The sequence below is a fragment of the Terriglobales bacterium genome (assembly GCA_035567895.1).
In the GTDB taxonomy this organism is placed as follows: Bacteria; Acidobacteriota; Terriglobia; order Terriglobales; family Acidobacteriaceae; genus Gp1-AA112.
The window spans coordinates 82,739-109,644 of the sequence record DATMPC010000058.1 but is presented as its reverse complement, the minus strand read 5'-3'; the positions used below and the strand labels follow the sequence as shown (position 1 = coordinate 109,644).

Annotated in this window: 26 protein-coding genes; 11 read left to right on the top strand and 15 right to left on the bottom strand. The window is 56.0% G+C overall.

Annotated elements, in window-relative coordinates; translation table 11 throughout:
• The first annotated feature begins 53 nt into the window (after positions 1 to 53).
• Genes VNX88_11455 through VNX88_11435 form a run of 5 tightly spaced genes read left to right on the top strand, consistent with a single transcriptional unit; the run spans position 54 to position 5,117 of the window.
• Positions 54 to 959: a CheR family methyltransferase gene (locus tag VNX88_11455; protein HWY69276.1), complete on the top strand. Its 906-nt coding sequence runs from the start codon at positions 54 to 56 to the stop codon at positions 957 to 959.
• Entirely contained in the window at positions 956 to 3,022 is a 2,067-nt protein-coding gene (locus tag VNX88_11450) for a chemotaxis protein CheA (GenBank protein HWY69275.1), read from the top strand. Before VNX88_11455 ends, VNX88_11450 begins: the two co-directional genes overlap by 4 nt.
• Positions 3,019 to 4,116: a chemotaxis response regulator protein-glutamate methylesterase gene (locus tag VNX88_11445; protein ID HWY69274.1), complete on the top strand. Its 1,098-nt coding sequence runs from the start codon at positions 3,019 to 3,021 to the stop codon at positions 4,114 to 4,116. Before VNX88_11450 ends, VNX88_11445 begins: the two co-directional genes overlap by 4 nt.
• A 54-nt stretch (positions 4,117 to 4,170) precedes the next feature.
• Positions 4,171 to 4,614, top strand: a complete 444-nt coding sequence (locus VNX88_11440; GenBank protein ID HWY69273.1) for a response regulator — start codon at positions 4,171 to 4,173, stop codon at positions 4,612 to 4,614.
• Positions 4,615 to 4,616: 2 nt separating this feature from the next.
• Positions 4,617 to 5,117 (top strand): chemotaxis protein CheX, encoded by a 501-nt coding sequence (locus VNX88_11435; protein HWY69272.1) that lies wholly within the window; start codon positions 4,617 to 4,619, stop codon positions 5,115 to 5,117.
• Positions 5,118 to 5,296: 179 nt separating this feature from the next.
• Here VNX88_11435 and VNX88_11430 read toward each other — a convergent pair whose 3' ends face one another.
• The 6 genes from VNX88_11430 to VNX88_11405 form a co-directional block, all read right to left on the bottom strand.
• On the bottom strand, positions 5,297 to 6,601 hold the full coding sequence (locus VNX88_11430; GenBank protein ID HWY69271.1) for a YncE family protein: 1,305 nt from the start codon (positions 6,599 to 6,601) through the stop codon (positions 5,297 to 5,299).
• 418 nt (positions 6,602 to 7,019) lie between these two features.
• Positions 7,020 to 8,174: a cysteine desulfurase family protein gene (locus tag VNX88_11425; protein ID HWY69270.1), complete on the bottom strand. Its 1,155-nt coding sequence runs from the start codon at positions 8,172 to 8,174 to the stop codon at positions 7,020 to 7,022.
• Positions 8,175 to 8,200: 26 nt separating this feature from the next.
• Positions 8,201 to 8,638, bottom strand: a complete 438-nt coding sequence (locus VNX88_11420; GenBank protein HWY69269.1) for a PIN domain-containing protein — start codon at positions 8,636 to 8,638, stop codon at positions 8,201 to 8,203.
• Entirely contained in the window at positions 8,635 to 8,895 is a 261-nt protein-coding gene (locus VNX88_11415; protein HWY69268.1) for an AbrB/MazE/SpoVT family DNA-binding domain-containing protein, read from the bottom strand. The genes VNX88_11420 and VNX88_11415 overlap by 4 nt, the downstream gene beginning before the upstream one ends.
• A 281-nt stretch (positions 8,896 to 9,176) precedes the next feature.
• Positions 9,177 to 10,310: a citrate synthase gene (locus VNX88_11410; protein HWY69267.1), complete on the bottom strand. Its 1,134-nt coding sequence runs from the start codon at positions 10,308 to 10,310 to the stop codon at positions 9,177 to 9,179.
• A 324-nt stretch (positions 10,311 to 10,634) separates the two neighbouring features.
• Complete coding sequence (locus VNX88_11405; protein ID HWY69266.1) at positions 10,635 to 11,477, bottom strand: amidohydrolase family protein; 843 nt, start codon at positions 11,475 to 11,477, stop codon at positions 10,635 to 10,637.
• Between the two features lie 121 nt (positions 11,478 to 11,598).
• Here VNX88_11405 and VNX88_11400 point away from each other — a divergent pair, with 121 nt between their 5' ends.
• Positions 11,599 to 11,844, top strand: a complete 246-nt coding sequence (locus VNX88_11400; GenBank protein HWY69265.1) for an AbrB/MazE/SpoVT family DNA-binding domain-containing protein — start codon at positions 11,599 to 11,601, stop codon at positions 11,842 to 11,844.
• The gene (locus tag VNX88_11395) at positions 11,841 to 12,245 is read left to right on the top strand and encodes a type II toxin-antitoxin system VapC family toxin (protein HWY69264.1); all 405 of its coding nucleotides are present in this window, start codon (positions 11,841 to 11,843) and stop codon (positions 12,243 to 12,245) included. Before VNX88_11400 ends, VNX88_11395 begins: the two co-directional genes overlap by 4 nt.
• A 6-nt stretch (positions 12,246 to 12,251) precedes the next feature.
• Here VNX88_11395 and VNX88_11390 read toward each other — a convergent pair whose 3' ends face one another.
• The 5 genes from VNX88_11390 to VNX88_11370 all read right to left on the bottom strand — a co-directional run bounded on the left by VNX88_11390 (position 12,252) and on the right by VNX88_11370 (position 18,303).
• Positions 12,252 to 13,262 carry an FAD binding domain-containing protein gene (locus VNX88_11390; GenBank protein HWY69263.1) on the bottom strand — a complete coding sequence of 337 codons (1,011 nt, stop codon included), beginning with the start codon at positions 13,260 to 13,262 and terminating at the stop codon, positions 12,252 to 12,254.
• 280 nt (positions 13,263 to 13,542) lie between these two features.
• Positions 13,543 to 16,098, bottom strand: coding sequence for a molybdopterin cofactor-binding domain-containing protein (locus VNX88_11385; protein HWY69262.1), 2,556 nt, complete (start codon positions 16,096 to 16,098; stop codon positions 13,543 to 13,545).
• A 10-nt stretch (positions 16,099 to 16,108) separates the two neighbouring features.
• On the bottom strand, positions 16,109 to 16,621 hold the full coding sequence (locus VNX88_11380; GenBank protein HWY69261.1) for a (2Fe-2S)-binding protein: 513 nt from the start codon (positions 16,619 to 16,621) through the stop codon (positions 16,109 to 16,111).
• Between the two features lie 335 nt (positions 16,622 to 16,956).
• The gene (locus VNX88_11375) at positions 16,957 to 17,277 is read right to left on the bottom strand and encodes a rhodanese-like domain-containing protein (protein ID HWY69260.1); all 321 of its coding nucleotides are present in this window, start codon (positions 17,275 to 17,277) and stop codon (positions 16,957 to 16,959) included.
• A gap of 117 nt (positions 17,278 to 17,394) precedes the next feature.
• Positions 17,395 to 18,303, bottom strand: coding sequence for a CoA-transferase (locus VNX88_11370; protein HWY69259.1), 909 nt, complete (start codon positions 18,301 to 18,303; stop codon positions 17,395 to 17,397).
• A gap of 381 nt (positions 18,304 to 18,684) precedes the next feature.
• On the opposite strand from VNX88_11370, the gene VNX88_11365 reads away from it, so the two are divergent.
• Positions 18,685 to 19,053, top strand: coding sequence for a hypothetical protein (locus VNX88_11365; protein HWY69258.1), 369 nt, complete (start codon positions 18,685 to 18,687; stop codon positions 19,051 to 19,053).
• A 19-nt stretch (positions 19,054 to 19,072) separates the two neighbouring features.
• Here VNX88_11365 and VNX88_11360 read toward each other — a convergent pair whose 3' ends face one another.
• The 4 genes from VNX88_11360 to VNX88_11345 all read right to left on the bottom strand — a co-directional run bounded on the left by VNX88_11360 (position 19,073) and on the right by VNX88_11345 (position 22,651).
• A complete protein-coding gene (locus VNX88_11360) occupies positions 19,073 to 19,849 on the bottom strand; it encodes an enoyl-CoA hydratase/isomerase family protein (protein ID HWY69257.1) in 777 nt (258 codons plus the stop codon).
• A gap of 53 nt (positions 19,850 to 19,902) precedes the next feature.
• A complete protein-coding gene (locus VNX88_11355; protein ID HWY69256.1) occupies positions 19,903 to 20,655 on the bottom strand; it encodes a CoA-transferase in 753 nt (250 codons plus the stop codon).
• A complete protein-coding gene (locus tag VNX88_11350; protein HWY69255.1) occupies positions 20,652 to 21,461 on the bottom strand; it encodes an enoyl-CoA hydratase/isomerase family protein in 810 nt (269 codons plus the stop codon). The genes VNX88_11355 and VNX88_11350 overlap by 4 nt, the downstream gene beginning before the upstream one ends.
• 173 nt (positions 21,462 to 21,634) lie before the next feature.
• The gene (locus VNX88_11345; protein ID HWY69254.1) at positions 21,635 to 22,651 is read right to left on the bottom strand and encodes a YncE family protein; all 1,017 of its coding nucleotides are present in this window, start codon (positions 22,649 to 22,651) and stop codon (positions 21,635 to 21,637) included.
• 282 nt (positions 22,652 to 22,933) lie between these two features.
• On the opposite strand from VNX88_11345, the gene VNX88_11340 reads away from it, so the two are divergent.
• The 3 genes from VNX88_11340 to VNX88_11330 are packed head-to-tail and all read left to right on the top strand — an operon-like array spanning position 22,934 to position 26,894.
• Positions 22,934 to 24,328 carry a sigma-54 dependent transcriptional regulator gene (locus VNX88_11340; GenBank protein ID HWY69253.1) on the top strand — a complete coding sequence of 465 codons (1,395 nt, stop codon included), beginning with the start codon at positions 22,934 to 22,936 and terminating at the stop codon, positions 24,326 to 24,328.
• Between the two features lie 38 nt (positions 24,329 to 24,366).
• Positions 24,367 to 26,238 (top strand): ATP-binding protein, encoded by a 1,872-nt coding sequence (locus VNX88_11335; protein ID HWY69252.1) that lies wholly within the window; start codon positions 24,367 to 24,369, stop codon positions 26,236 to 26,238.
• Between the two features lie 2 nt (positions 26,239 to 26,240).
• The gene (locus VNX88_11330) at positions 26,241 to 26,894 is read left to right on the top strand and encodes a hypothetical protein (protein ID HWY69251.1); all 654 of its coding nucleotides are present in this window, start codon (positions 26,241 to 26,243) and stop codon (positions 26,892 to 26,894) included.
• The last annotated feature ends 12 nt before the right edge of the window (positions 26,895 to 26,906 follow it).

Genomic DNA, 26,906 nt, shown 5'->3' with positions numbered 1-26,906 from the left:
CGTCGAAGCCTCTCCCAAGCGTTAGAGCAGTGAATAGAGTTTAAGAGAGCTCAATGGCCACTATCAGTGTTCCTGTCGTTATCAGCGACGCCGAACTCAAGCTCCTGCAGACGCTTGTTTACCAGGAATGCGGAATGCACTTCGACGACCGCCGCATACATTTTCTTCAGGATCGTCTGCAGCGCCGCCTGAAGGCCTGCAGTCTCGACAGCTTCTACAGCTACTACCGTCTGCTCACCAGTCGCGACGGGAAATCGGAACTAAGTTCTCTGCTCGAAAACCTCACTGTTAACGAGACTAGTTTCTTCCGCAATCGTCCGCAGCTCGACCTCTTCCAGAAGACCATTTTGGAAGAGATCCTGCACCGCAAGCAGTCGCGGCGCGACTGGACACTGCGCTGCTGGAGCGCCGGATGCTCCACAGGGCAAGAGCCATACACCATGGCTATGCAGATTGCCGACGCGCTGGCGTATTACTACCTTCGCAATCCTCTGCCATTCGAAATGCCGTCGCCAAAGCCGCTGATTCCGCCGCCGTGGAAGGTCGAGATCCTGGCTTCAGACATCAGCTACTCGGCACTGCGCACTGCGCAGGAAGCTTCTTACTCCGATTTGCAGATGGAGCCCGTCGACTATGGCTATCGTCTGCGTTATTTCGACAAACTCGGGGATCGTTACGTTATCAAGAAAAGCTTGAAGGAACTCGTGCATTTCGACTTTCACAATCTCAAAACCGAGTTTCTGCCGCAACGCAACGACGTAATTTTCTGTCGCAACGTGATGATCTACTTTGACGAAGCCGAGCAGAAGCGCCTGATCGACAAGTTTTATCGCTGTCTCAATCCCGAGGGGTATCTCTTCGTGGGTCACGCGGAGAGCCTGTTTGGACTGACAGACAAGTTCCGCATGATCCACCAGAACAACGGCACTGCCTATCAACGGATCGAGGCCACAGTTTGAGCTTGTTTCCTGATGAACGGCAATCCGAGCTGAAGGATCTCTTCTTTGAGACCGCCGCTGAGTTGTTGCAGGCGCTCAATGAAGAAGGACTGAGCCTCGAGCAGCGCACCGGCGACGCCGAACTCGTGCGCGAAGTGCGCCGTACCGTTCATACGCTCAAGGGTGACTCTGCGGCCTGCGGTTTCGAAGAGCTGAGCAGTCTGGCCCACGATCTGGAAGACGTGCTCACTCCGCAGATCGCCGCCAGCAGCGGTGGCAAGCTGGCGGAAATCGTTCTGGCGGCGGCAGATGTCTTCGGATCGATGCTGGATGCCTACCGCGGAAGCACCCCGGTGCCCTCTGCTGCTCCAATTCGGGAACAGATTCGCCAGCTCGTCGCTCGTCCCGAACCGAAAAACATCGTTCCTTACAAACTCAGCGGTCGCTTTGCCTGGACAGAATATGAGCAGATCGCCATCCAGCGAGCCGCGGCTCAAGGACAGAACATTTACAACATCGCTATGGCCGTCGATCCGAATTGTCCGATGAAGAGCGCCGCGATGCAGCTTGTAAAGAATGTTCTTTGCCAACTCGGAGAGGTACTCGCCGCGTTTCCCGATTCCTCGATTCCGCCTGAACACATCGATGTAATGGAGTTCGCGGTTGCCAGTTCTCAAGCGAGCGACGTATTTACAAAGAAGTGCCGCGTTCCGTCAGTCATCTCCGACGTTCTCGTCGAAGTAGTGAACGGCGGTACAGCCATCGAGCAACCGTCAGATCCTCCGCTGCACGAAGACTCTGCCGACGTGCTTGGCATCGCCGACGCGAACAGCGAGTCAGGCGAGGTCTCCACCAGCGCATCATCACAATTCACCAACGTTAAGTTGCGAGTCGATGCCGAGCGCATTGATGCGGTGCTGAACCTTGTGGGCGAACTCGTGATTGGGAAGTCGATGCTGATGCAGAACCTCGGCGAGTTCGAAAAACGCTTTACGAAAGATCCCTTAAGAGCCAGGTTCGCCGATGCCATGGCGTTTCAGGCCCGCGTTCTCAACGACCTGCAGAAGTCGGTCATGAAGATTCGCATGGTGCCGGTCGAGCAACTCTTCCGCCGCTTCCCTCGCATGCTGCGCGACGTAGCCAAGGCGTGCGGCAAAGACGTGGCGCTGCAGTTCTCCGGCGAAGAGACCGACTTGGATAAAAGCATTCTCGACACACTGGCCGAGCCGTTGTCGCACCTCGTACGCAACTCAATCGACCACGGAATCGAAACTCCCGAGCATCGCGTCGCAGCCGGCAAACCTGCGCAGGGCACGATTCGCTTGAACGCCTTTAATCAAGGCAACCAAATTGTCATCGAGTGCTCCGACGATGGCGCGGGCATTGATCGTTACAAGCTTGTAAGTAAAGCGGTCGAAAAAGGAATCATCACTCACGATGAAGGCGAGAGAATTTCCGATGGCGAGGCTCTGCATCTCATCTTCCACCCTGGATTGAGCACTGCGGCCGCAGTAACGGCGATTTCAGGCCGCGGCGTTGGCATGGACATTGTTCAAAATGTAATCGAGCAGTTGAAGGGAACGATCTCGATCGATTCGAAGCCTGGTGTGGGCACAACGTTCCGGCTGAAAGTTCCACTCACGCTGGCGATTATCAAGGCGCTGATGTTCCGCGTCTCCGATCGGCTATACGCCATTCCGCTGGCTTCTGTTCTTGAAATCGCGCGGGCCTCTGCTGCTGACGTGCATCGCGTCGATCAGCATGAGGTCATGCAGTTGCGCGACCAGGTGCTGACTCTAGTGCGCATGGGACAGCTTGCCAAGCGCGGGCCATTGCCAGTCAACAAGAAAATATTTGTGGTGGTTGTCGCCATCGCCGATCGCAAATTCGGCCTCATCGTTGACCGTCTCGTCGGTGAGGAAGAGTTGGTAATCAAAGCTTTGGACGATCATGTGGTCGCGACCGAGTTTGTAAGTGGCGCGTCGATTTTGGGAGACGGAAGTGTGGTCCTCATTCTGAATCTTCCGGCGGTAGTAGCGAGGCTCGGGAAAGCTCCGGCCCTGATGGAGGCAGTGACGGCGTGAACAACGGCTCCCCCAAGGTTCGCGTTCTGGTAATTGACGACTCGGCCCTGATGCGAAAGCTGATCCCGAAGATCTTGTCGCGGGATCCCGAAATAGACGTAGTGGGTACGGCAATGGACGGCAACTTCGGCTTGAAAAAAATCGAAGAGCTACGGCCCGATGTGGTCACGCTCGATCTCGAAATGCCGCGCATGGACGGGATGGAGACGCTGCGTCAGCTCACGCGCAAGCACCGCCTGCCTGTGATTGTAGTGAGCGCCCATTCAGTGAACGGAGCAGCGGCTACCTTCAAAGCTCTGTCGCTGGGAGCCTTTGACTTCGTACCCAAGCCCTTTGACGCATCGCAGGCGCGCATGGATGGAATCTCCGAGCAGCTTACGGCCAAGGTGAAGGCCGCCGCCCATTTTGGAATTCCCCGCAACCGGCTCACTGTGCCCGAGGACTTTCGTCCGCAGAAGCCAGTTCAGCGACCCAGCAAGGCTCCGACCAAGGTTGTCGCGATTGGAATTTCTACCGGCGGACCGAATGCTCTTCAATATCTGCTGTCGCAACTACCCGGGAACTTTCCCGGAGCAATCGTCGTCGTACAGCACATGCCTGAAGGTTTTACCGACTTATTTGCTCGTCGCCTGCACGAGTGTTGCGCGATCGACGTAAAAGAAGCTCATTCCGGCGACGTACTCCTTGCCGGGCGAGCTCTGATTTGCCCCGGCAATCGTCATATGCGTGTGAAACGTATGCCACTGGGCGACGTGGTAGTGCTCGGAGATGACGACAAGGTCAACGGACACCGTCCGTCGGTGGATGTGCTCTTCCGCTCCGTTGCGCACGAATTTCGCGTCAATGCGATGGGTCTTCTCATGACCGGAATGGGAGAGGACGGCGCCGACGCGCTCGGAGAAATCAAAACTGCAGGCGGGCTCACGGTTGCACAAGACGAGCACTCCTGCGTCGTGTTTGGTATGCCCAAGGCTGCGATCGAACGCGGGCATGCTACGCGGGTGGTTTCGCTGGAGGCGCTCGCGAATCTCTTGATTCGCTACTGCACTCCCTCGAAGCAGCCCGAGCAGACAGAAGTTGGGTTGGAAGCATAAAGGCAAAGCCGGGACCATTCCGGCACAAAGGCAAAGCCGTAAGGAGAAACGATTATGGAGCAATTTGCTGCATTGGTTCGAGCCAAGGACAACAAGCCAGTGCGCTTTCTGATAGTCGACGACTCGATCTTCGCGCGCAAGAACCTCGCCAAGATGCTGGAGTCCTTTGGTGGCGAAGTTGTGGGCGAAGCGGGCGACGGCTGCACTGCGATCACCGAGTACGAGCGACTCCATCCTGATTTGGTGCTGATGGACATCACCATGCCTCAAATGGAAGGCATCGAGGCCGCGGAACGCATCGTTCGCCAGTATCCACAAGCGCGCGTCGTAATGGTCTCCTCGGTGGGCTACCAGGAGAACATCGTCGCTGCCCTGCAAAAGGGCGCTCGCCATTTCGTGCAGAAGCCGGTAAAGGCCGACGTTCTCTATGAAGTGCTCCGCTACGTGATGGGCGACGATGTGCTCACCGCGCAAACTGTGGGCGCGGGAGGAAGCTAGCCATGAAGATGGAGCTGATCCAACCGTTCATCAATTCCGCCGACGCTGTGCTCGCCGAGAGCCTGCAGTGCGAGACTCGTATCGGCGACCTAAGCATGGAGGAGGAAACCTATCGCCGCAAAGGCGTAGCCGCCATCATCGAGATCAATGGCGACATCGAAGGACGCATCATCCTCGATACCAATCCGAAGACAGCCACACAGATAGCTGCGCACTTAGCGGGCGGCGAAGTGCAACCTTCAGATGACCTGGTGCGCGAAACCGTCTGCGAGCTCGCCAATATGGTGATCGGAAATGCCGTCACCAGCCTCAACGATCAGGGATTCCGTTTCAAGATCTCTCCACCCCAGATCCACGCAGCCGAGCAAGGTCTAAGCGGCAATGAAGAGACCGAAGCGCTAGTGATGTGCTTCGACACCGCAAAAGGTGGCGTGTACATGAACATCGCCATGCACTACAACCGCCGAAGGAAAGAAGAGCGGACCGCCGCTGTGGTGGGGTAGCTTCTCGCGAACTGCCCTTTCACCACGGAGACACGGAGAAAAGCAGAATCGGGAAACTCACTTCCCGCACGCCGTGCAACCAGCGACTCCCCTCTGCGAGCCCTATAAGTCTGTCAGGTTGGAATTACTTAAAAAGGCCGTTCTCCGTGACTCCGTGTCTCCGTGGTGAAAAGACTTCCTCACCCGCCGACGGCAATAAACACCGGACTAAGCCTCACGCACGAAGCTCCCGCACAAGTAGGATCGAAGTTTGGAGCCGGTATGCGAATCGGCTTGCCCGCCGAATCCGACAGCTCCGAGTCGGTTGAAGTCAGGATCACGGATGCATTCCGGGAATCACGATTCGCAGTAAAGACCTTCAGGCTCTGCGAATCTGAGGCGATCCAAACTGGGCTCGGGGTCTGATCGGCCGCGGTTATGGTCGAAGAAAGCGAAATCGTCTTCGACACCGCAAGACTCAGGCTGTTAATAACACTCACCGAATTCGAGCCGGTATTCGCGACATAGATGCGGGTACCATCGGCCAGCGCAGTCACTGAAACAGGATTCACTCCTACTGCCACATTCGTCACGTTGTTGAACGCTGGCGAAGTAGGATCGGCATTGATCACGCTTACCGTATTCGAACCTGGATTCGTAACCACAACACGCTGATTCCTCGCATCGAACACGGCGTAGTTAGGCGAACTTCCTACGGTGACGGTAGCGATGACTGTGTCGCTCGTGGCGTCGATAACACTCACACTTCCGGAACCTTGATTCACGACAAACACGCGGCTGCTATCGGCGGAAGCAACGGTCCACGCCGGGCCTGATCCAACCGGAATCGTCGCCACTACGTTGTTGTTAGCCGTTGAGATTGCCGTTACGGAGTTGGAGCCTCGGTTCACGACATAAACCTTGCTGGAGTTTGGCAGCAAGCCGAGATTTACGGGGTTTGTCCCAACCGGAATCTCGGTTGTGAGGGCGAGAGGAAATCCACCGACCACGCCAACCACGCCACGGCCGAACTCCGCGACGTATAAGGCGCCGTTCGCACTGGCGAGCGAAATCGGCTGGGCTCCTGGCGGAAGGCCGATCGTAGTGGGAGCGGACACAACGCCTGCCGAATTCGCAGTAATGTGATTGTCCGTATGTTGTGAGACCGTGTCGTTGTCAAAGTCTGCAGTTGTGATGACGGCAACAGCTCCCGAGTTCTGCACAAGGGCAAACAATGGACTTCGACCGACGGGAACAACCCCCTCTACGCTATCTCCGGAAACGTTTATATCGCTGACCTGACCCGTGGCTCCGCTAGGATTACACGGAGTTAGTCCTCCGGGTCCAAGTTCGCACGCAGTCATCACTGCCAGACGAAAGGGCTGAGGATCAGGAGAAGGTTGCGGCAGCGGAGTCGCTACCGGCCGAAATGTATCGCCACATCCACTAATCAAAAAGCAAACAACCACCGCCGACGCGACGGCGGCCAAGCGCGGAAACTTCATCCCTACTCCCGAATGTATTTGGTCCACTGTTTCGATTGTAAATAGACGTGAGCACCCGCGCTACTTTCAAGCCCGTCTATCTTGAACATCATGGTAACAACAGAAACGAACCCGGGCGCCCTCCGCCGTAGTTCCGGCCGCCGCCGGACGGATTTTTGCCAGAACATCGAGAATGGAGGATCAAACAGAGTCGCGCGCCTCCGGCGCTCCGTCTCGCCTCGCCAAACTAACCCAGGGCTTCCGCCACTGGGCTGACCTTTAGCCATCGGGCCTACGGCCCTTAGACTCCGGCTCCGATGGGGTGACGCTCTTTCATTCCTTCTGGTAGCGGACTGCTGCACACAACGCATCGCCCAACAATGCGAGGGCGGAGGCCCGGTGGCTAAAGGTCAGCCCAGTGGCGGAAGCCCTGGGTTAGCTAGGTCGCGGTGTATGTCGGCGAGAGTTCACGCAGGCGCGTAAGCGTAGCCGGAATAACAGACAGCGCAAAATCAACGTCTTCCTCTGTGTTCTGCTTTCCTAAACTAAAACGAATGCTGGCACGCGCTCTCTCCGGCGGAAGGCCCATAGCCGTCAGCACATGCGACGGCTCAATCGCGCCTGAAGAACACGCCGCTCCGGTAGAAACGGCGAGCCCCTTAAGATCCAGTGCAATCACCATCGCCTCGCCTTCAATGTGATCGAAGTAGACATTGCTCGTGTTTGGAACACGCGGAGCCCCACCACTATTCACTCCCGCGGCGTCAATCTGGTCGAGCAACGTGGATTCCAGGCGGTCACGCAATTCCGCCACCCGAGAAACACCGCCATCAGCAAATCCATGCATAGCAATCTCAGCCGCGCAGCCCAAACCGATGATGCCCGGCAGATTCTCCGTGCCTGCGCGCCGCTGGCGTTCGTGATTTCCGCCGAAAAACAGAGGCTCGATCAACGTTCCCCGCCGAACAAACATCGCGCCGGTACCTTGCGGTCCATGAAACTTGTGTCCCGAAATGGAAAGCAGGTCGCAACCGATCTTCTTCACATCGATCGGAACTTTCCCTGCCGCCTGCACTGCGTCGGTATGAAAATAAACATCCGCTTCAGTCGCAATCCGCCCAATCTCTTCCACCGGCTGCAGAACTCCGGTCTCGTTGTTCGCCATCATGATCGAGATGAGCTTGGTATTCGGCTGCAACGCACGACGCAGCTCATTGGGATCGACGAGCCCCCGGTCATCTACGCGCAAATACGTAACTTCGAAGCCTCGCTGCTCCAGCCGTTTGCAAGCGTTGAGCACGGCATGATGCTCAATCTGCGAAGTAATGACGTGGTCGCGGGCCCGCACTAAGCCGAAGACGGCAAGGTTATCCGCCTCTGTGCCGCCACTCGTGAACACAACCTCGGCCGCGCGGCATCCCAGCAGTTTGGCGACTGACTCGCGCGCTCGTTCTACTGCAGCCCGCGCGTGCTGCCCGTGATGATGGATGGACGAAGCATTCCCGAATTCCTCTAGGTAATACGGCCGCATCGCCTCAAACACTTCGGGCAGAAGCGGCGTGGTCGCATTACTGTCGAGGTACACGCGGTGCATGGATCTATTGTAGGCGAATGGTCTAACTACTGTGGCATGACAATACGGCTGCTCAGGTTCGGAGCAAGAACTTGAAAACCCCGCACATCGAACGTGTATATTCGCTGGCAGCCTGCCTTCTCGGCGGCACGCAAGTGCGCGAGATCATGAACGCGACCACTTACGAATCCCATGCTCGCGCAGTCTTGAACGATGTTTCGATAATCACTGTTGCTTAGCGCAACGAATTGAAGCGCGGGAAGAATATCGTCTACTAGAATTTGCCAAACATCGATTGGTCGGAAGCGCGGAACGAAAGGTGTTCGAGTCATCACGGAATAGATTTCGGTTAGACCGTGCCCGCTGATGAAACCTTGATACTTTCCTCTGCCGATGTCGTCCATCAGCGGCTTGCACTGCTGATAGTGGATGTGAGTATCCACGATACTGGCGACAACGATGTTGGTATCGACGTAAACCTTCACCGCTCGAACAGTTCCCTGTCGCGAAGTTCGCGGTCTTCTTCAACGAGACGCTCCCAATTGATTTGCCGAGGAGCCTTGCCGGTGTAGACCCATCTTCCGTTGCGCTTGACCAGACTACTTCGGGAGACAGTTGGCCGCAGGAAGAGCCCTTCGGTGTTTTCAGAGATCTCAAGACTAGCGCCGGCCTTTAGTCCCAGACGATCCCGCACCGGCTTGGGAAGGACGATTCGCCCCGCCTTATCCACCCGAATATTCATAGACTTATTATGCCATTTCAAAATGGCAAATGCCACTTGGATATGCCATTCCGCGTGGCCGGGAGAGACAGAACCCCTCTATCCCTGACATCCTGAGGCCCTCTTTTGGACGAAAGACCTCCCGGAACGCATCCAGCTTACTCGCCATATCCCGGCTTTCTGGTTGAGAATCTGGGCCAAAACGCCATGAGGCAATCTAGCCTTAAACATCAAGGGAGATCCTTCGGTCAACGACGGGCCGCAGGATGACAGTGCAGGGGGCACGAAGAGAACGCCCATGCTTACCGCCTTTCCATCGGCACGTACTTACTCGGATAACGCGGCCCAATATACTCGGCACGAGGACGAATCAGGCGATTGTCATCGAGTTGCTCGATTACGTGCGCGGCCCAGCCTGAAATCCGGGAGACGGCAAACACAGGAGTGAACAGATCGACGTCGAGTCCTAAAGTGGTATAGGTCGAGGCAGAATAGAAGTCCACATTGGCATTGAGCTTCTTTTCAGCGTTGATGTACTTCTCGATCTTGCGCGACATCTCGAACCACTTCGGATTGCCGCTGGAGCGTCCTAGATCCTCCGACATCTTGCGCAGGTGCGTGGCGCGCGGGTCTTCGGTTGTGTAGACGCGATGCCCGAATCCCGAGATCTTCTTCTTCTGTGCCAAGAGACCTTTCACATGCTCCACCGGGTCCTGCCCTGCCTTATCCAGCGCGAAGAGCATGCGCATCACCGCCTCGTTTGCCCCGCCGTGCAACGGCCCTTTTAATGCACCGATTGCACTGGTAATGGCGGAATGCATGTCTGATAACGTCGCGGCCGTCACCCGAGCAGCGAAGGTGGAAGCATTCAGTTCGTGGTCAGCATGAAGAATGAGAGCGATATCGAGAGCTTTTTCTGCGGTTGAAGAAGGTTTCTCGCCGGTAAGCTGCAACAGGAAGTGGGCAGCGTGGGAAAGCTTCGGATCGGCATCGACAACCTTCTTCCCTTTTCGGATTCGATCATAAGTCGCAACGATCATCGCGATCTGCGAAGTAAGCGCATACGCTTTGCGCACATTCGAGTCGTGATCGACTGCCTTCTCGTCGGGATCATAGAAAGAGAGCGCCGAGACTGCGGTTCGCAGAACCTCCATCGGCGTAGCGTTTTTGGGGAAGTTCCGCATCATCTCGATAACGCCGGGATCGAGTTTCCGCGACTCTCCTAGCCGCTGCCGGAAATGCTCTAGCTCTTCCCTTTTCGGAAGATTACCGAACCACAGGAGGTAGCAGACTTCCTCAAAGTTGGAGTTCTGAGCGAGTTCGTGGATGTCGATGCCGCGATAGGCGAGAACTCCCTCGTCTCCATCGATGTAACAAATCCCCGAATTAGCGGCTACGATTCCCTCAAGACCCTTTGTGGCTGGCGTGGTGGACATGGAAACCTCGAACGCTCTCGATTCGAACGAAGGCGAGCACGCGAACACAGTGAGTCGCATCGCGCAGAGAGCAACTCATTGTTATAAACGAAAACTCTTAGACCCGGCAAACCGACGAGGCGAACACGAAGGTCACGAAGGCAACAACGGAGGTCGCGAAGCTTGGTTGAAGTTGTCTAGAGCCGCGTTTTGCTACAGCATGTGCTAAACAATGTTGGAACAGAGATCTATCGGCCCAGAACCTAAGTCCCTGCTGTCTTCGTGACCTCTTCAATTCCCTTCGTGACCTTCGTGTTCGCCTCGTCCGTGTTCGCCTCGTCGGTTTTAGGCCGGCCAGATCGACAAAGCCGTCCTACTCAGGATCTGCTGTTTGACCGCCTCACTAATGGCCAGACTGCGAAAATCCTCGAGGTTCTGCTTGATCTCGGGCACGCCTGGCCCCGGCCAGTCCGTACCGAACAGCGTCTTGTCCGCAATTTCTTCCAGCCGAGGAAAGTACTTGAGCAGAGTCTTTGGAGGGATGCCGCTTATGTCTAAGTAGACATTCTGATGCCGCCGGACCAAAAAGAACGCTGTCTGCATCCAGAGCGGACGTCCGCCATGGGCAAGCAGGATTTTCAGTTCAGGAAAATCGACTGCCACATCGTCGACATAGATCGGATCGCCGTATTTATTTCGTGCTCCAGGAAAAATCGACGTTCCGGTATGAACCATTATGGGAATGCCGTTTTGTTCGGCTACACGATAGATCGTCCCCAACTCTTTCACGCCGTTCAAGTAATCGTTGGGATAGAGCAATTGGTGAGGCGGATGCACTTTGATCATGCGTATGCCGAGCCGCACAATCTGCTTCATATCCCGCTCGACATTGCTAGTGTGTCGCGGGTGCACGCTGCCACACGGGATCAATCGCTTCGGGTCTTCCTTCACATACTTGGCAACAAACTCATTGACCTCAGGCGTAAAACCCATCAACTCCGGGGCCACATAGTTGATGAGGACCGCCCGATCGACGCCAATCTGATCGAGGTGATGAAGAAACTTCTTAGGCGACCGGCAGAATTCGACGATTTCGTCGAAGTTCGCCCGCTTCTTCTTCATCACAGCCAAAGCCGCCGGCTTGAACATCTCCACAGGCTGAATGTGAACGTGGCAGTCGGTGATCATCTCGTTTCAGAGTTCACGGAACATCCAAGCGATGATACGGAGACCAGCCTCGACAAGCGAATGGCTACTGAGTGACATCCTCAGAGGACTCTTACATCTTACTTCTGATATAATGTAAGGCATGAAGGATCTAAGTGCTACCTTTACCTCTAAAGGCCAACTTGTGGTCCCTGCAGAACTTCGGCGGAAGCATGGGATTGAGACCGGCACCAGGGTCAGATTTTTGGAGGATCATCTAGGCCGCATTGTCCTGCAGCCCATTACAGAGGAGTACGTCGACCGGCTCATGGGATGTTTGAGCGAAGGGCCAGACCTGCTGGCCGGCTGGGAGAAGGAGCATCGCGAAGAAGGCAAGCGCGACAAGTGAAGACATACGTGTTGGATGCCAGCGCCGTGTTTGTTTTTCTTCAGAAAAAACCAGGCGCATCCAAAGTGAACGACGTTTTGAAAGAGGCAATGCGGGAGCACGCGCAGGTACTGATGTCAGCAGTGAACTATGCCGAAGTCTACGGCAAAATCGCGCGCGAGCATGGCTCGAACCAGGCTCAGGTAACGATGAACGCGGTACGATCTTTACCCATCAGCCTTCTCGATGCAACTCTTCCCAGGTGCGTTCAAGCCGCCGATCTTAAGAATCAATACAAGCTTTACTACGTCGATAGCTTTGCTGCTGCGCTAGCGATCGAGCACAAAGCTACGCTTGTAACCAGCGACTCCGATTTCCGGAAACTAGGACATAGCTTCCCGGTCCTCTGGCTGAAGTCATGAGTCATATTAGGCCCAGCTTGGAGTTCCATTCTTCGTAGTCCCGGCGCCAAGCACCGCGCGTTTCGCAAACACGCGAATCATTTCGCGCCGATACTCAGGAGTAAGCAACGATGTTGTAAGCGGCTTAGCCACTTTCGCTGCTAACTCACCAACCACAGCCGCCGAGTGATCGTTGACCACCTTGCCTGCCAGCGCGTGCCGCGCTTCGCTCACCAGCAGCGGGGCCGGATTCACTCCAGTAATCGCCACTTGCGCGTCTTCGATGAGGCCTTGCGCATTCTTCTTGAGCGCGGCAGCGACTCCCGCGAGCGGATAGTCGATCGATCCCCTTAGCCGCAGCTTTTGATAGACGCCGTCGTATCCCGCCATGCGTTCTGGAAGAAAGACACGGGTCAGCATCTCGTTCTGCGCCAGCTTCATACGCGCGTCGCCGATGTTGGTGTAGAACTGGGCTAGCGGAACACGGCGCTTGCCGGTTGGCCCGGCGATTTCCAACTCCGCTTCGAGACATAGCAACGCCGCCGGCGAATCTGCCGAAAACACTGCCCAGCACTTCTTGCCTCCGGGAGCAACATGGCACAGATCGCCATCCTTCTTTATGCAAAAACCGCAAGATTTGCGCCAGGTGAGCGATTGGTTGTACCAGAGGCAACGCGTATCAAGACAGATATTGCCCCCGATCGTGCCCATATTGCGCAGGATCGGCGAAGCAACGGTAGCCACCGCTTCGCGTAACACGCGATAACTCCGACGAATGAACTCAGAATCTTCGATCGTACTGAGCGTGACCAGTGCGCCGATCTCGGTACCGTGTCCCGGAATGGAACGGATACTACGCAGCTCGTCGATACCACGAATGTCCAGCAGATAATTCGGAGCAAACAGCCGCTGCTTCATCGACGGCAGCAGATCGGTGCCGCCAGCGATGATCTGAATGTCGGGAGCGTGTTCGGAGAGATACCGAACGGCATCTTCGATTGTTCGTGGACGCAGGAGTTTGAATGGGGGGAGGCTCACGCGGGATTCCTGGTTCTTCGAGTGTCGTTCTGCCGAGCACCCTGAACACCCCTATGCACTGTCATCCTGAGGCCCTCTTTTGGCCGAAGGACCTCCCGGGATGCTTCAAACTTAATTGCGCTTGATTGGCTTTTCGGCCAAGAACGTCGTGGAAAAGCCGCGATACGGCGTTTAAGTCCGAAGAATTCCGGGAGGGCCTCAGGATGACAGGCGTTGAGAGTCCCTGCTAGATGAGACGAGCAGTGGAAGGACGGGTCATTCCCGAAACGGGCCGATAACATTAATCGTCCCCCGCCACCGGTTCAGTCGTCGTTCCAGCCCGAGCCGGGTCTGCCGGATGGCGAATTGGCCCGCGTCCTTTGAACCACAGACTGCCGCCGTGCTCGCGAAATTGGGTGGGCTTTACAGCCTCATTTGTGCCTCGAAAACCTGTTTTTTCTGCCTCATTTCGCGCCTTAATTGCCGCTAAAACGCGGTCTGGAGTGAACGGAGCTTCCCTCAAACGCACGCCGATCGCGTCGAAAATTGCGTTGGAAATGGCGGGAATGCACGCCGCGAGTGATCCTTCCGACGCTTCTTTGGCGCCAAAAGGGCCCTCGGGATCGACGCTTTCGACGATATAAGTGACGATATCGGGCGATTCAACCGCCGACGGAGACTTGTATTCGAGCAGTCCAGGGTTCATTAACAGGCCATCTTTCCACACCATTTCTTCCTGTAAGGCCTGCCCTAAACCCATCCAGACGGAGCCAATGACCTGTCCTTCGACGCTGACCGGGTTCAAAGCGCGTCCGCAATCGTGCGCAGCCCAGATTTTGTGGACCGTAACGGCCCCCGTTTCCTCGTCCACACTGACCTCAGCGACCTGCGCAGAGTACGAATACGCCGGCGAAGGACCGACTCCAGCGCCCTTATGTTTGCCTCCACGAGCCTCTGGAGGCGGCGCATAAGACCCCGTTCCCGTAAGCGCACCGCTGAAATCGATGGCCGCAACAACGGCTTCCTCGAACGACATGCTGTCCTTAGGGCCTTCATCCTTGCGCTTTTGCTGCACAGAATGGCGCAGAATCTGCCCTTCGACGCGGCCGGAGACGGTGGTTTCGGTGGCCGGAAGTACGGAAGCCGTGCCGATTGTGTTCACCATATCGTCGCGCATAACGACATTTTCCGGCGCACAAACCATCTTCTTAGCAGCCGCAGAAACAATCTTTTGCTTCACACCTTCCGCCGCCCGCTTGGCTGCGTTGCCATTCATGAACGTCACACGGCTCGAATAAGAGCCTATATCGACCGGCGTAAGGTCCGTATCGGCCGCTACAACCTTCACTCGCGATAGCTTGCAGCCGAGCACTTCAGCCACAATTTGGGCGATCATCGTGTCCGATCCCTGGCCGATGTCCGATGCGCCGGTGTATACAACGACGCCACCGTCACGATCGATCTTGATATTCACTGTGGAATGCGGCATATCCGACCGGATAATCGAGTTAGCAGCGCCGCTTACATAGTGACTACAGCCCATGCCGAGTCCGCGTCCGTGACCCAATTTCCCCTTTCGGGAGGCCCATTGCGAGCCCTCAAGAACCCTGTCTATGCACTCCGGAAGCCCATAACTCTGCACGCGGAGGCCGTTAACCGTGATGCATGGGGGCTTCAGCAGGTTCACACGACGAATTTCAGCAGGATCCATGTGGATCGCCGCCGCCAATTCATCGAGTTGCGATTCAAAGGCGAAGCGGACGTTTACCGTGCCATGTCCGCGCATGGCGCCGCATGCGGGCTTGTTTGTGAGGACCCGATATCCGTCATAACGGATGTTGGGAATGTCGTATAACGCTCCTAAAAGCGCCCCTGAATAGAGGATTGTGACTACTCCATAGGAGCAATAAGCGCCGCCATCCTGAATTACGCGCGCCGCAACAGCCATAATGCGGCCGTCTTTCTGGACTCCCGTCTTAAGATCAATGATGGTTCGCGGACGTCCCCGGTGCGCCCAGAAGACCTCTTCTCGTGTGTAGGTGATCTTCACAGGAGCTTTAGCTTTGCGAGCCGCGACCGCCGAGATGATCTCCAACGGAATAATCTCGCTCTTGCCGCCGAAACCCCCTCCAACAAGCGGTTTAATGACCCGAATCTGCGCCATTGGTATCTCCAGCACAATCGAAAGCTTGTGCTGGAGGTAGTACGGAACCTGGGTTGACGACCAGACGGTCAGGCGTCCCGGCTGCCCAGTTTGGGAATCAAACTCGAAGCTAGCCAGCGTAGAGTGAGGCTCCATGGCTGCGTGCGTCACCTCGTTCGCCAGATATCGCCCTTCGAGAATGTACGCTGCCTCGCGAAAGCCTTGATCTGGATCACCAAAGAGGTGGTGATAATCCTTCTCGATGTTGTTCGGCTTTTCCGGATGAATGAAGTCCGACGTGGCCTTCATCGACTTTTCCGGGTCGAAGTACGCGGGCAATGGCTCGTATTCCACATCAATGAGTTCGATCGCGCGCTCCGCAATCGACTCCGATTCAGCAACTACGCAAGCCACGTTGTCACCGACATAGCGCACTTTATCTACAGCAAGCGCGGTTTCGTCGTGTCCAACGGGGAGAATTCCGTACTTATTGGGCGCGTCCTGTCCGGTGACAACGGTAACGACGCCATCGAGGGCACGAGCGCGTGTTGCATCGATGCGCTTGATCACGGCATGCGGATGGGGTGAATGCAGGATCTTGCCGATGAGCATTCCGGGAAGGGAGAGATCGTCAGCGTACTTCCCTGCTCCGGTAGTCTTCCCCGCAGAGTCGATGAGCGCGACCGACTTTCCAATAACTGAAAACTCTGACATGTTCCCTTTGCTATCTTCTCGCCGCAGCGATCCCTTCCTGCTCGGCGCGAATCGCGGCTTTGATGGCCTGATACATCTGCGTATAGCCAGTGCAGCGGCAGAGGTTGCCGCTAAGGGCGTGGCGAATGTCTTCGTCGCTCGGTTCGGGATTGCGCTCGAGCAGGGCCTTCACAGTCATGATGAACCCGGGCGTGCAATATCCACACTGGGCCCCTCCCCAATCTCCGTACGCCTTCTGGATCGCCGCCATAGCGCCGTGCTCGGCAACGCCTTCTACGGTCGTGATCTCGGGGGCCTGGCCCTCCTCGTCCGTCGAGAACGAAGCAGCGATAATCGTGCACGAGAGCATCGGAGTGCCGTCGACCAGTACCGTGCAGGCACCGCATGACGAGTCGTCGCAGCCACGCTTCGAACCGGTAAGCTGAAGGTCCTCGCGAAGGGTGTCGAGCAGCAGCTTCGAGGGCTCGATGGCGACTTCGCGCCTTCGGCCATTCACTCGCAGTTCGATTAGCTCTTTTTTCATTAGGAAAACTACTAAGCATACATCCCTTCTCGCTGGCGGCTTCGGCGTACGAGCTCTTTCTGGAGGAAGGGGTAAGGTGTTTACTTTCGAGTACTCACTGCACATGCTCACTGGTCATTCCAGAACGGATTGTTGGAGCTTGTCCCGCTGTCCCAAGCCCCTAGGAGGTTGGGACAGCGGGACAAGCTTAAGCTGCTGAAAACACAAGAGAGGCTCACGGGACAAAAACACCCTTGTCCCGAGCAGATTAATAGTAACTCTAGAGTAAACTATCCAACTCTTCGATTACGCGCTGCCAAAGCCATCGTGGGAACGAATCGCAAGCCTGGATTCGCTCAATAGGTCGGAACCTTGGAGTCCACGGTCCGTGACCAGCGGTCAATGCCGCCGGAGACGGATTGCGCCTTTTCGTATCCCTGCTGGCGCAGCCAGGCGGTTACGTTCATCGAGCGCACGCCGTGGTGGCAGATCACGATGATGCGGTCATCCGGATCAAGCTCCTGAAGGCGCGCCGGAATGTCCTGCATGGGAATGTGCTTCGTGCCCTCGATATGGGCAGCCTGATACTCCCAAGGCTCGCGACAATCGAGAAAGGTAAACTCCTCGCCCGCATCGCGCAGGCGCTTTACTTCTTCAGGTTGGATTTCGTAGTCCATGCCTTCAACCCGGGAAGAGCGAACACGAAGGGCACAAAGGCTAAAACAAGAGGTCACGGAGGTTCTTTGTGACCTCCGCTTTTATCCTTCGTGACCTTCGTGTTCGCTCTTCCCCGGTCAGTATCCGTAATCAGCAGGCGCAGAATAGGCGTGCTTCTTCACACCCAGACTGTTTATGCGCTGGTCTCCTAGTAGTTTCAAGTATTCACCGCGGTCCTGCACTCCATCAACCCATTTTGATCGCCACTGCATAAAAGTTTCGGGGCTCTTCGTTTCGGAGTGATATGCGCGAAAGAACTCATTATCGCGACTGTAATAGCCCTGCACCGGCGAAGGATGAGCGCCGAAAGGCTCGTGCACGACCGCCGAAACGAGAAATCCGGGGATCACCGTGCGGTTAGGGTCGCTTGCGATCACTTCCGGATCGACAATCTCCTCCGCAACGACGATCACTTTTTTCGCTGCGCGCACTGCCTCAACCATCACTCCGAAGTTTCCCCAGCAATGTGCATTGCCCTCGGCATCCGCGCGCTGGACGTTGACGATGGTCACGTCGGGCACGATTGCGCGCACCGCGAGCAACGTCTCCTTTGGCTCAAAAGGGGAAATGATCTGATAGAAGAAGTGATTGCCTTTAGGTACGTCACTACCCATTGCTGTCCGGGTTGGCAAAAAAGGCACACCCATCGCTCCAGCCTGCAGGCCGAGCGCAATCGTGAAGTTTGTCATGTTGAAGACGCGAACCTCGCCGGCCTCGACCGCGCGCCTAAAGTTGTAGGCTTGCCCCATCATGACGTTGCCGACCCAGGCGGCAACGATGTCCTTCACGCATCCTGCACCAATGAGCTGATCGAACAGGCAATCGGAGATGGGCCCAATCAGCCGCAGATCGCGTCGTTCCTGTCGGATCATCTCATGACCGGCAGCAAACGGAATCATCTGCTCAAGCTGCAATCCAAGCGCGACGGACGCGCCATCGGGTACGAACTCTGCGACGGCGTCGTGCATGGAACGAAGTTTAGGCATCGGTCATCATCATAACGAAGGGGTGTTTAGGGCTGGGCTCATCCATCTCAATGGCGCCCATTGGACCGATTTGGCACAAGCAAATGAACAAATCAGGCAGCAGATTACTTTAGTGATGCTGTTCCGCAGAGAGCTTTGGCATAGCATCTTTGCCCATGACGTCCCCCATTCGTCTCCTCTCTATCCTGTCAGTCGCTTGTCTAGCCCAAGCTGCTATTTGGGCGCAGTCTGCTCCTGCAAAGTCACTCGCGGAGATGGCGGCTCAGGCGAAAGCACATAAAACGGGTCAGGCCCATGTCGTTTTGAACGACGAGTCGATTGAGAAGTCATAGACCGCTTATTCCCGATGTCGCTGCCACCGCCGACAACACTGAAGAAATCATGAAGGCTAGCAGTGAGTTCCGAAAGAGCCACACGCGCGCCGAGACCGAGAACGTGCTTCACGAATGGTACGACAAGCACGATGGTCTGGTAGCGAAAGCGGCAAACGAGAATGAACGCATCAACGCTCGAGAACAAGCTCATCAGAACGTGAATGGGTACGGTTATCGCAGCGCAGGAGAGTACCAGGCTAATTACGAATCAGATATGCGTTCGGCCCGCGAGGACTATCAGCGGATGCGAGAGAACGCAATGCTTGCCGGGCGAATTCAGCAAGCGTTAACGAAGATCCGCGGTCAGCTCCGCACCCAAGGCATGGACTTCGACTGGTTCAAACTGCGGTGCGGAACCAGTTATTGCAATCAGTAGCTCCAGCGGATTGTGACAGCTATTTTCCCTTCCACTGCGGTTTGCGCTTTTCCATCCAGGCGAGAATCCCTTCGCGCGCGTCTTCAGTCTGAATGAGTTCTTTCAGGTAGATATCTTCGGCACGCGCCAGACCCTTTTCGAAATGAGCGGCGTCCCAGGAATAGAGAGCGCGCTTGGCGTGGGCTAACGCAGTGGGGCTAAGGACCTTTAGACGCTGTTCGTAGTCCAACACTGCTTCGGCCAACTTGATGGAAACTGCTCGGTTCGCGAGGCCCAGCTGTGCAGCTTCTTTGCCGTAAAAGGTGCGTCCGGTGAGTACCAGCTCTGCGGCGCGCTTCTGACCCACAATCGCCGCGAGGGCAGCCGCAGCAACCGGGGGATAGCAACCGAGCTGAATCTCAGGAAATCCCCAATGGGCGCTCTCCGCAGTCACAACAATGTCACACACCATCGCCAATTCCGCGCCTCCGCCCAGGCAGTAGCCACGCACGACCGCGAGTGTCACCTTCGTCGTTCGGACGAGTCGGCGAATAACCTCGTGAAACTTCCCCAGCATCTCTCCAGCTTTGTCGGGAGTGTGCGAGGGGATATCAACGCCCGCAGAAAAATGTTCACCTACTCCAGAGAGGATGATGGTAGAGATGTCGGATTCAGATTCAATGTCCGCCAGAGCTTGGGCCAGCTCCTCCATCATCTGAACGTCGATGACATTCTGCTTGCCATGGGTCAGCAACACGCGCGCGAAGGGAGGTTCGCTGAGGAGTTGAATTCGTCGCGTTGATTGGGAGTCTGGCATCTGCTTAGCCCAAGAACATTGAAGGCAATTGGTACATTACCGTGAAGCTGCTCTCAGGAGGTCCAGAATCCCTCTTTGTCATACTCACGAATTGATTTGAGCTCTGCCGCTGTGGGCGGTCGCGTTTCACCTACGTCTTGGGGCACTCGAAGCTTCCATCCCGTCGCGGCAATCACGTTATCGATTGCCACGTCCGGGTGATGCGAATGCAAGTATGCCTCGCCGTCTTCACCGAAGCGAAGTACTGCTTTAGTCGTGATCACTGCTGAAGGACCGCCACGCGGAAGGCCAGCGCGCTTGCGGAATCCGGCTCCATTCCCATTACCGGGACTCGTGATGTAGGACACGCGCTCCGGCAGACGATGCTTCTCATGGTCGATCATGGCGACAAAGCGATGCGCCAGCGACGCGATATCGCATGCGCCTCCAGAGCCCGGCAGGCGCACGATTCCCTGTTTACCCTGAACCTGTGTGGAATTAAGATTCCCGAAACGATCCACTTCAGCAGCACCCAGAAATCCGAGATCAACGCGGCCAGACTGAAGCAGACTCATCACACCAAGCATGTCCAGACATTGCGTAGCGTTCAACAGATTCGGCGGATCCGCCATCGTGTAGATCAATTCTGGCGCAGGTTGGGTGCGGATTACTCCGTTCTCGAACAGCCCTACGCAATTCGGCGCATGAGTGTGCTTGGCCACTACAAACGCAATAAGCGGCAAGCGCATACCGACGAAGACGACTTCTCGATCGCGAATCTCGCGCGCGGTCGCTGCAACCATCAGTTCGCCGAGCGTATAGCTCATTTGGCGGTGAAGACTGCGGAACGCTTCTCGATGTAAGCGTTGAGTCCTTCTTTAGCGTCGTCACTCTCGAAAAGAAGTTGCTGGTTCTCGCGCTCCAAAGCCAGGCCCGATTCGATCGGTATCTCCCACCCGCTCTGCACCGCGCGCTTGATGCGACCAACAGCCAGCGCTGCCTTGTTCGGAGGACAGAACTGACGGGCATATTCGAGCACATTTGGCATGAAGTTTTCGCGCTCGAAGACGTCGTTCACGATACCGAGTTCCTTGGCTTCGGCAAACATGAACGTCTTTCCCAATGCCATTAGTTCAATGGCCTTCGATTTTCCCACGAGCCGAGACAGTCGCTGCGTTCCGCCTGTGCCGGGCAGGACTCCAAGGTTCACTTCGGGAAGACCGATTTTGCCAGCGTCCTTCCGCGCGATTCGAATATCCGCCGCCATCGCGATCTCAAGGCCACCGCCGACGCAGTGTCCATTGATCGCAGCAATCACCAATTTCGGCGTGTTCTCCAATCTCAGCAAGGTCTCGTTCGCATGCAGGCAGAAATAGTACTTGTAAGTCGGGTCGACGCTAGTGAGCATGTTGATGTTGGCGCCGGCCGAGAAGAATTTGTCTCCGGCCCCGGTGAGCACGATCACGTACACATCCTGATCCATTCGCGCCCGCAGAATGCCTTCGTCGAGCTGCCGGTTCATCTCGTACGTATAAGTATTCGCTGGCGGATCGTTGATTTCGAGAATGGCAATGCCGGCGTCGGTACGGTAGTTAATCAACGTCTTTTGCGCTGATTCGATAATCGCGGACATGGCAGACCTCCTGTTGAGGACTTTGCGGCCCCGGGATGAACCTTGCATTGTAGCTGTAGCTGCTCGATGTTTCTTCGCGTAGGAATTCTGACCTTCACAGCCGATGTGATGACAGAAACAATTTGTGAGGAACGCTTAAGACGCGTTCAGTTCTGGGATCTGATGCTCAGCGGCTAGTGGGTTCCCGACACGGCCGCAGTGGCTACTTCTTCAGAGACCATCGGCAAAGCACCGAACTGCTTGAGGATAACCATCTTCGACCTGCCCTCGCTGCCACCAGGAACATAGATCAGTTTCCGCTCTGGATCGAAGGCTAGGCTATGGCCTTTTACGTCTGTTTTCAATTCACTGTCGTACTGCAGCTGGCGGCCATTGACTCGCATCGTCGTAACAGTGCCATCGCTCGATGCGGCATAGAGGGTGTTTCCAGGGGAATCCAGCCATAAGCGATCCGTGCCAGCGGCCACAGGTATGCGGCTCAGTTCGGCTCCGGAATCAGCGTCGAGAGCGAGAACCGCGAATCGTACGGCCACGAACAACGTGCGCGTTGTAGGAATCAGGATGATTCCCGTTGGTTGAGAAGCCTTCAACTTGATCGTGTGCAGCGGCTTAGCGTCGCGTTCCAGGGATGCCGGATATGCGACCACCGCATTTTGATCTTCCACCGTAACGAAGATAGCGTTCCGAATCGGATCGTACGCCATCAGATCGGGATCGCCGCCGATATTGACGATCTGCATTTCGCGATTGATCTGCCGGCTTACCAGCGTGAGCGAACGGTCGTAAGGATTAGTCGCTACGATGTTCGTCGTGCCGGGGAGAAGGAGCAAATTTTCCGGCGCTCGGCTAAGCGAAATGCGTTCCTCCACCTGCCAGTTGCTGCTGTTAATCACGTCGATTGAATTGGTACCAGCGTCGGCGATGTAAACGCGTCCGCTCGCGTCGTCAACCGCTACGCCGCGGGGGCTCACGATGCCGGAAATTTCCGCGACAAACCGCCGCTTGGCAGGATCAAAGATATCGACCTTTGCAGCCCCGTCGTGAGCCATCACTAAGTAACCCTTGGCAAAGGCGAGCGTCTCAAAACCTGGACGGCCGGAGATATCCAGCACGGCAATCTGGCGCAACTTGGCCGCAAATAGAGACAGCGGCAACATCATCAGCAAAACGGCAGCTTTGGAAAAACGCATCACCCATCCAGGATAGAGCAGCTATTTACGTCAACAGCTTAGGATGCATTTCAGAGTTGTTCTGCTGCCCGGAGAGCCAAGCCGCAACCAAGGAATGACCTTTAAGCCAGCGGTTCTGCATCTCAAGTTTGTAAGGCATCAGTTTTCGAAGCTAGTTTTCGAAGCTAAATGACGGTCGTCAATCGAGTTCCCCCTGCGGGCAGCAGAGCTGGATGATAGCTTGTACACTGAAGCCTGTAAAACGCTGAAAGCTGGGAATTGAATGCTTTTAGCCCTTTTCGCATGCCCGAGAAAGTACTGATCGTTGATGATGAAGAGCCTGCACGCACAGGCGTCGCTGAATTGGTGGCTTCATGGGGCTACCGCACAGAAATGGCCAAAGATGGACTTGAGGCCTTGGACAAGGTCATTACGTGGTCTCCCTCCATCGTAGTGACCGATCTGGCCATGCCACGTATGGATGGCATGGAACTGATTCAAAGGCTGGCCGAACAGCCCCAGGAGCTCAAAGTAGTCGTGGTTACCGCCAATGCTGAAATATCCGCGGCGGTAGAAGCGATGAAGATGGGAGCGTACGACTACATTACGAAGCCACTCGATTTCAAGCGTCTGAAGGCGATTCTGCAGAATGCGTCCTTGCTCCAGGATACCGAGCGCGAGCTCGAAGTTACTCGCAGGAACCTGCGCAATTCCGGTGTACTCGGCCGCTTGGTGGGGAAATCAAAGAAGATGCAGGAGATCTTCGCATTGGTTGAGCGCGTCGCTCCTACCACGGCGTCGATTCTCATTACGGGTGAGAGTGGAACGGGAAAAGAGGTAGTCGCGCGCACTCTGCATGATCTAAGTTCGCGAAAGGCGAAGCCTTTCATCGCAATCAACTGCTCGGCGATTCCGGAAACGCTCATCGAGAGCGAGATCTTCGGTCACGAAAAAGGAGCTTTCACTGGAGCTCTCGAGCGGCGGGCCGGATGTTTCGAGCTTGCGGAAGAAGGCACGCTGCTCCTGGATGAAATCGGCGAGATGCCCATTGCCACGCAAGCCAAACTGCTACGTGTCCTGGAAGACAAAAAGTTCCGGCGCCTGGGCAGCAAAGCTGAGACTGAAGCGAATGTTCGTGTGTTGGCGGCAACCAACAAAGTTCCAGAAGAGGCGGTTGCAGCGGGCCAGTTGAGGAACGATCTTTACTATCGGCTCAATGTGTTCAACATTCACATGCCCCCACTGCGCGAACACAAAGAGGATTTGCCTGATCTGATCGAAGCGTTACTGAATGATCTGAACGAGAAGCATGGCACGGATGTATCTGCGGTTGATGAGTCCGTAATGAAAACGTTTCAAAGTTACAGTTGGCCAGGAAATGTCCGCGAGCTGAGAAACACGATCGAGCGCGCCGTGATCCTGGCGAGCGGCAGAGTAGTGGAGATGAAGCAGTTACCGCCCGGATTCGGTACAGCGCAGGTGAGGACCGCAGAGATGGATCCCAACGCAATACATCTCGGCGTGGGAACAACCGTCGAAGAAGCGGAAAAGCAGTTGATTTTGCGTACACTGGCTAGCACAAGCAACAACAAGACACGGGCAGCAGAGATTTTGGGCATCAGCCTGAAGACTCTGCACAACAAACTGAAGGAGTACGGTTCCAACGGCAGCAGTGCGGTGGAAGCTGCCAGCCAGTAGCTCTCCGCGCGCGCTCTGACCGGAAGTTGTGAAGTCCAATGCGACTAAAGACCAAGTTGGTAATCGCAATCAGCCTGATGGTGGTTGCGGTGGTCGTAACGCTTTCGACCATCTACGTCGCGCAGCTTGTTCACCACGTAATCAACGACGGTGTAAGTGACGGCGAATTTGCGGTCAACCAGATTGTGCACTTCACGCGCGGCGCGATCGACCGGGATCTCAACGCTACCCGAATCGATCCCTCGGATCAGAAGCAGGTGAATGATTTCGTCGAAGAGAGCCTGCAGATGGATGGTGGACTCAACGATCTGCTTGAGTCTCAGATCGGCTATTCCAAGATCATCAGTGACGCTTCAGTAGTCGGACCCGATGGTCGCGCGATTCTCCATAGCGACTTTCTTCTGGTCGGCAAACCGGTGCCCGACCGGCCAGACTTTCATGAGCTCGCGCGTGCGCGTTTCTGGCGTCAACTGCAACTTGTCTACGGCCCGATTAAGACCTACGCCATCAAGATCCCGCTCGATCGCAACAACCAGCCTTTTGGGTCGGCGCAGGTTGGCATCTCTTCGGTATTTATCAAGAACACGCTTCAAGACTCTTTGAACCGCGCTCTAACGTTTTCCGCCATCGCAATTCTGGTCACATTGATCCTCGCTGCGGGACTCTCGAACTTCGCGCTTCGTCCGCTGGCCGCGATCTCGCGCCGCCTGGATGAGATGAGCGCAGGCGCAATCGTGACGGCACCTCCGACCGAACTCACTCGAACCGACGAATACGGCAACGTCAGCTCGAAGATTGAACGCATTGGAAGGCAGATGCGCACGGTGAACGAGGTCTTTACGGCGCTGCAGGAGAACGTCGATCAAATCATGGCCAATCTTCAGGATGGTCTGATGCTGTTCACACAAGACCAGCGCGCTGTCCTAGTAAGCGCCTCGATCGAGTCGTTTCTCGGCAAGCCTCGTGCGGAAATGTTGGGAAGTTATGCAGAGCAGATTTTTTCGCGCCACACCCAGCTTGGTCGCGCCGTGTTGAATGCTTTCGCCGCCCACGAGCCCATGAACATGCGAGAGATGACCGGCGACAATGGCACTGAGGTGCAGGTCTCACTGGATTTCATCGAGGAGGACGGCCAGCAATTGGGCGGGCTGCTCACCATGCGCGACATGGAGTCGGTGCGTAAGATCGAAGGCGAGATCGAAGTTTCCCGCCGTATGGCCAACATCGGCAAGCTGACCTCTGGCGTGGCCCACGAAGTGAAGAATCCGATCAACTCCATCGTTGTGCATTTGGAGATTCTGCGCAATAAGCTGCATGAACCCGATGCCGACACGCAAAGACATATGGATGTTATCGGCGCGGAAATTCAAAGGCTCGACCGCGTAGTTCAAACTCTCGTGGACTTCACGCGCCCGGTGGACCTGCGGCTGGCCGAGACAGACCTTCGCACATTGGTCGAGCAAGTTGCGTTCGTCGCAAAACCAGATTGCGAGCGTCAGGGAGTACACGTCGAAACCGAAATAGGCGCCGAGCCACTGCCGGCTAAGGTTGATATCGACTTGATGAAGCAAGCGCTGCTCAATATCGTGATCAATGGAGCGCAGGCAATGGAAAATGGAGGAACCCTCACGCTCCGAACTCTGCGCTCCGATGGTGAAGCTCAACTTGAGATCCAGGACACAGGTCCGGGCATAGCGCCGGCGATCCGCGACAAGATCTTCAACCTTTACTTCACCACCAAAAAAAGTGGCAGCGGCATCGGTCTGGCGATGACGTATCGCATCCTCCAGTTGCATAATGGATCAGTGCACTTCGATACCCGCAGCGGTGAAGGCACAACGTTTTACCTAAATCTCCCGTTAGTTAGCTCCGAGCAGGGACAGCAGCGCGATCTGGTGGCACAGTCATAAGCATGCAATCTCCTCTTTATTCGCGCTCCTGCATGATCGCGCTGGCGATCGCCCTCTTGCTGCTCTCGGGATGCAAGAAGAAGCAGCCGCAAGTGCCGCCGGCCCAGGCTCAAGCGCCGACCGTTACTGAACCCGCTCCACAGCAGCAGCCCCAGACAGCGCCCACTCCTGCCCCGGAGACTACCGCTCCAACCACTGAGCCACCAGCTACGACGACCCCGACACCGACTCCTGAGACCAAACCTCAAAAACCGTCGCCGATCAAACGGCGGAAGAGTACGGCCACCAACGGGCAGAAGCAGGCCACAGCCCCAGCTACAGATAAGAAAACACCGCCGACAACGCCCCCAGCTACCAACCCTACAGTTGCGAAGGCATCGCCCCCACCGGAGCCGGGAGTGGGACAGATTTCGCCGGACATGTCACAGGCGGCGGCCTCAAAAGCGCAGCAGACGACGACTCAGCTGCTCGATTCCACCGAACAGAATCTGCGCAACCTAAATCGCACCCTGACCAATGATGAGCTGAACATCGTGTCACAGATCCGCAGTTACATTAACCAAGCCAAGTCGGCGCTAAAAGACCAGGATCTGGAGCGTGCTCACAACCTCGCACTCAAAGCGCGGCAACTCTCGGACGGGCTGCTCCACCCATAGACTGAGCTACTC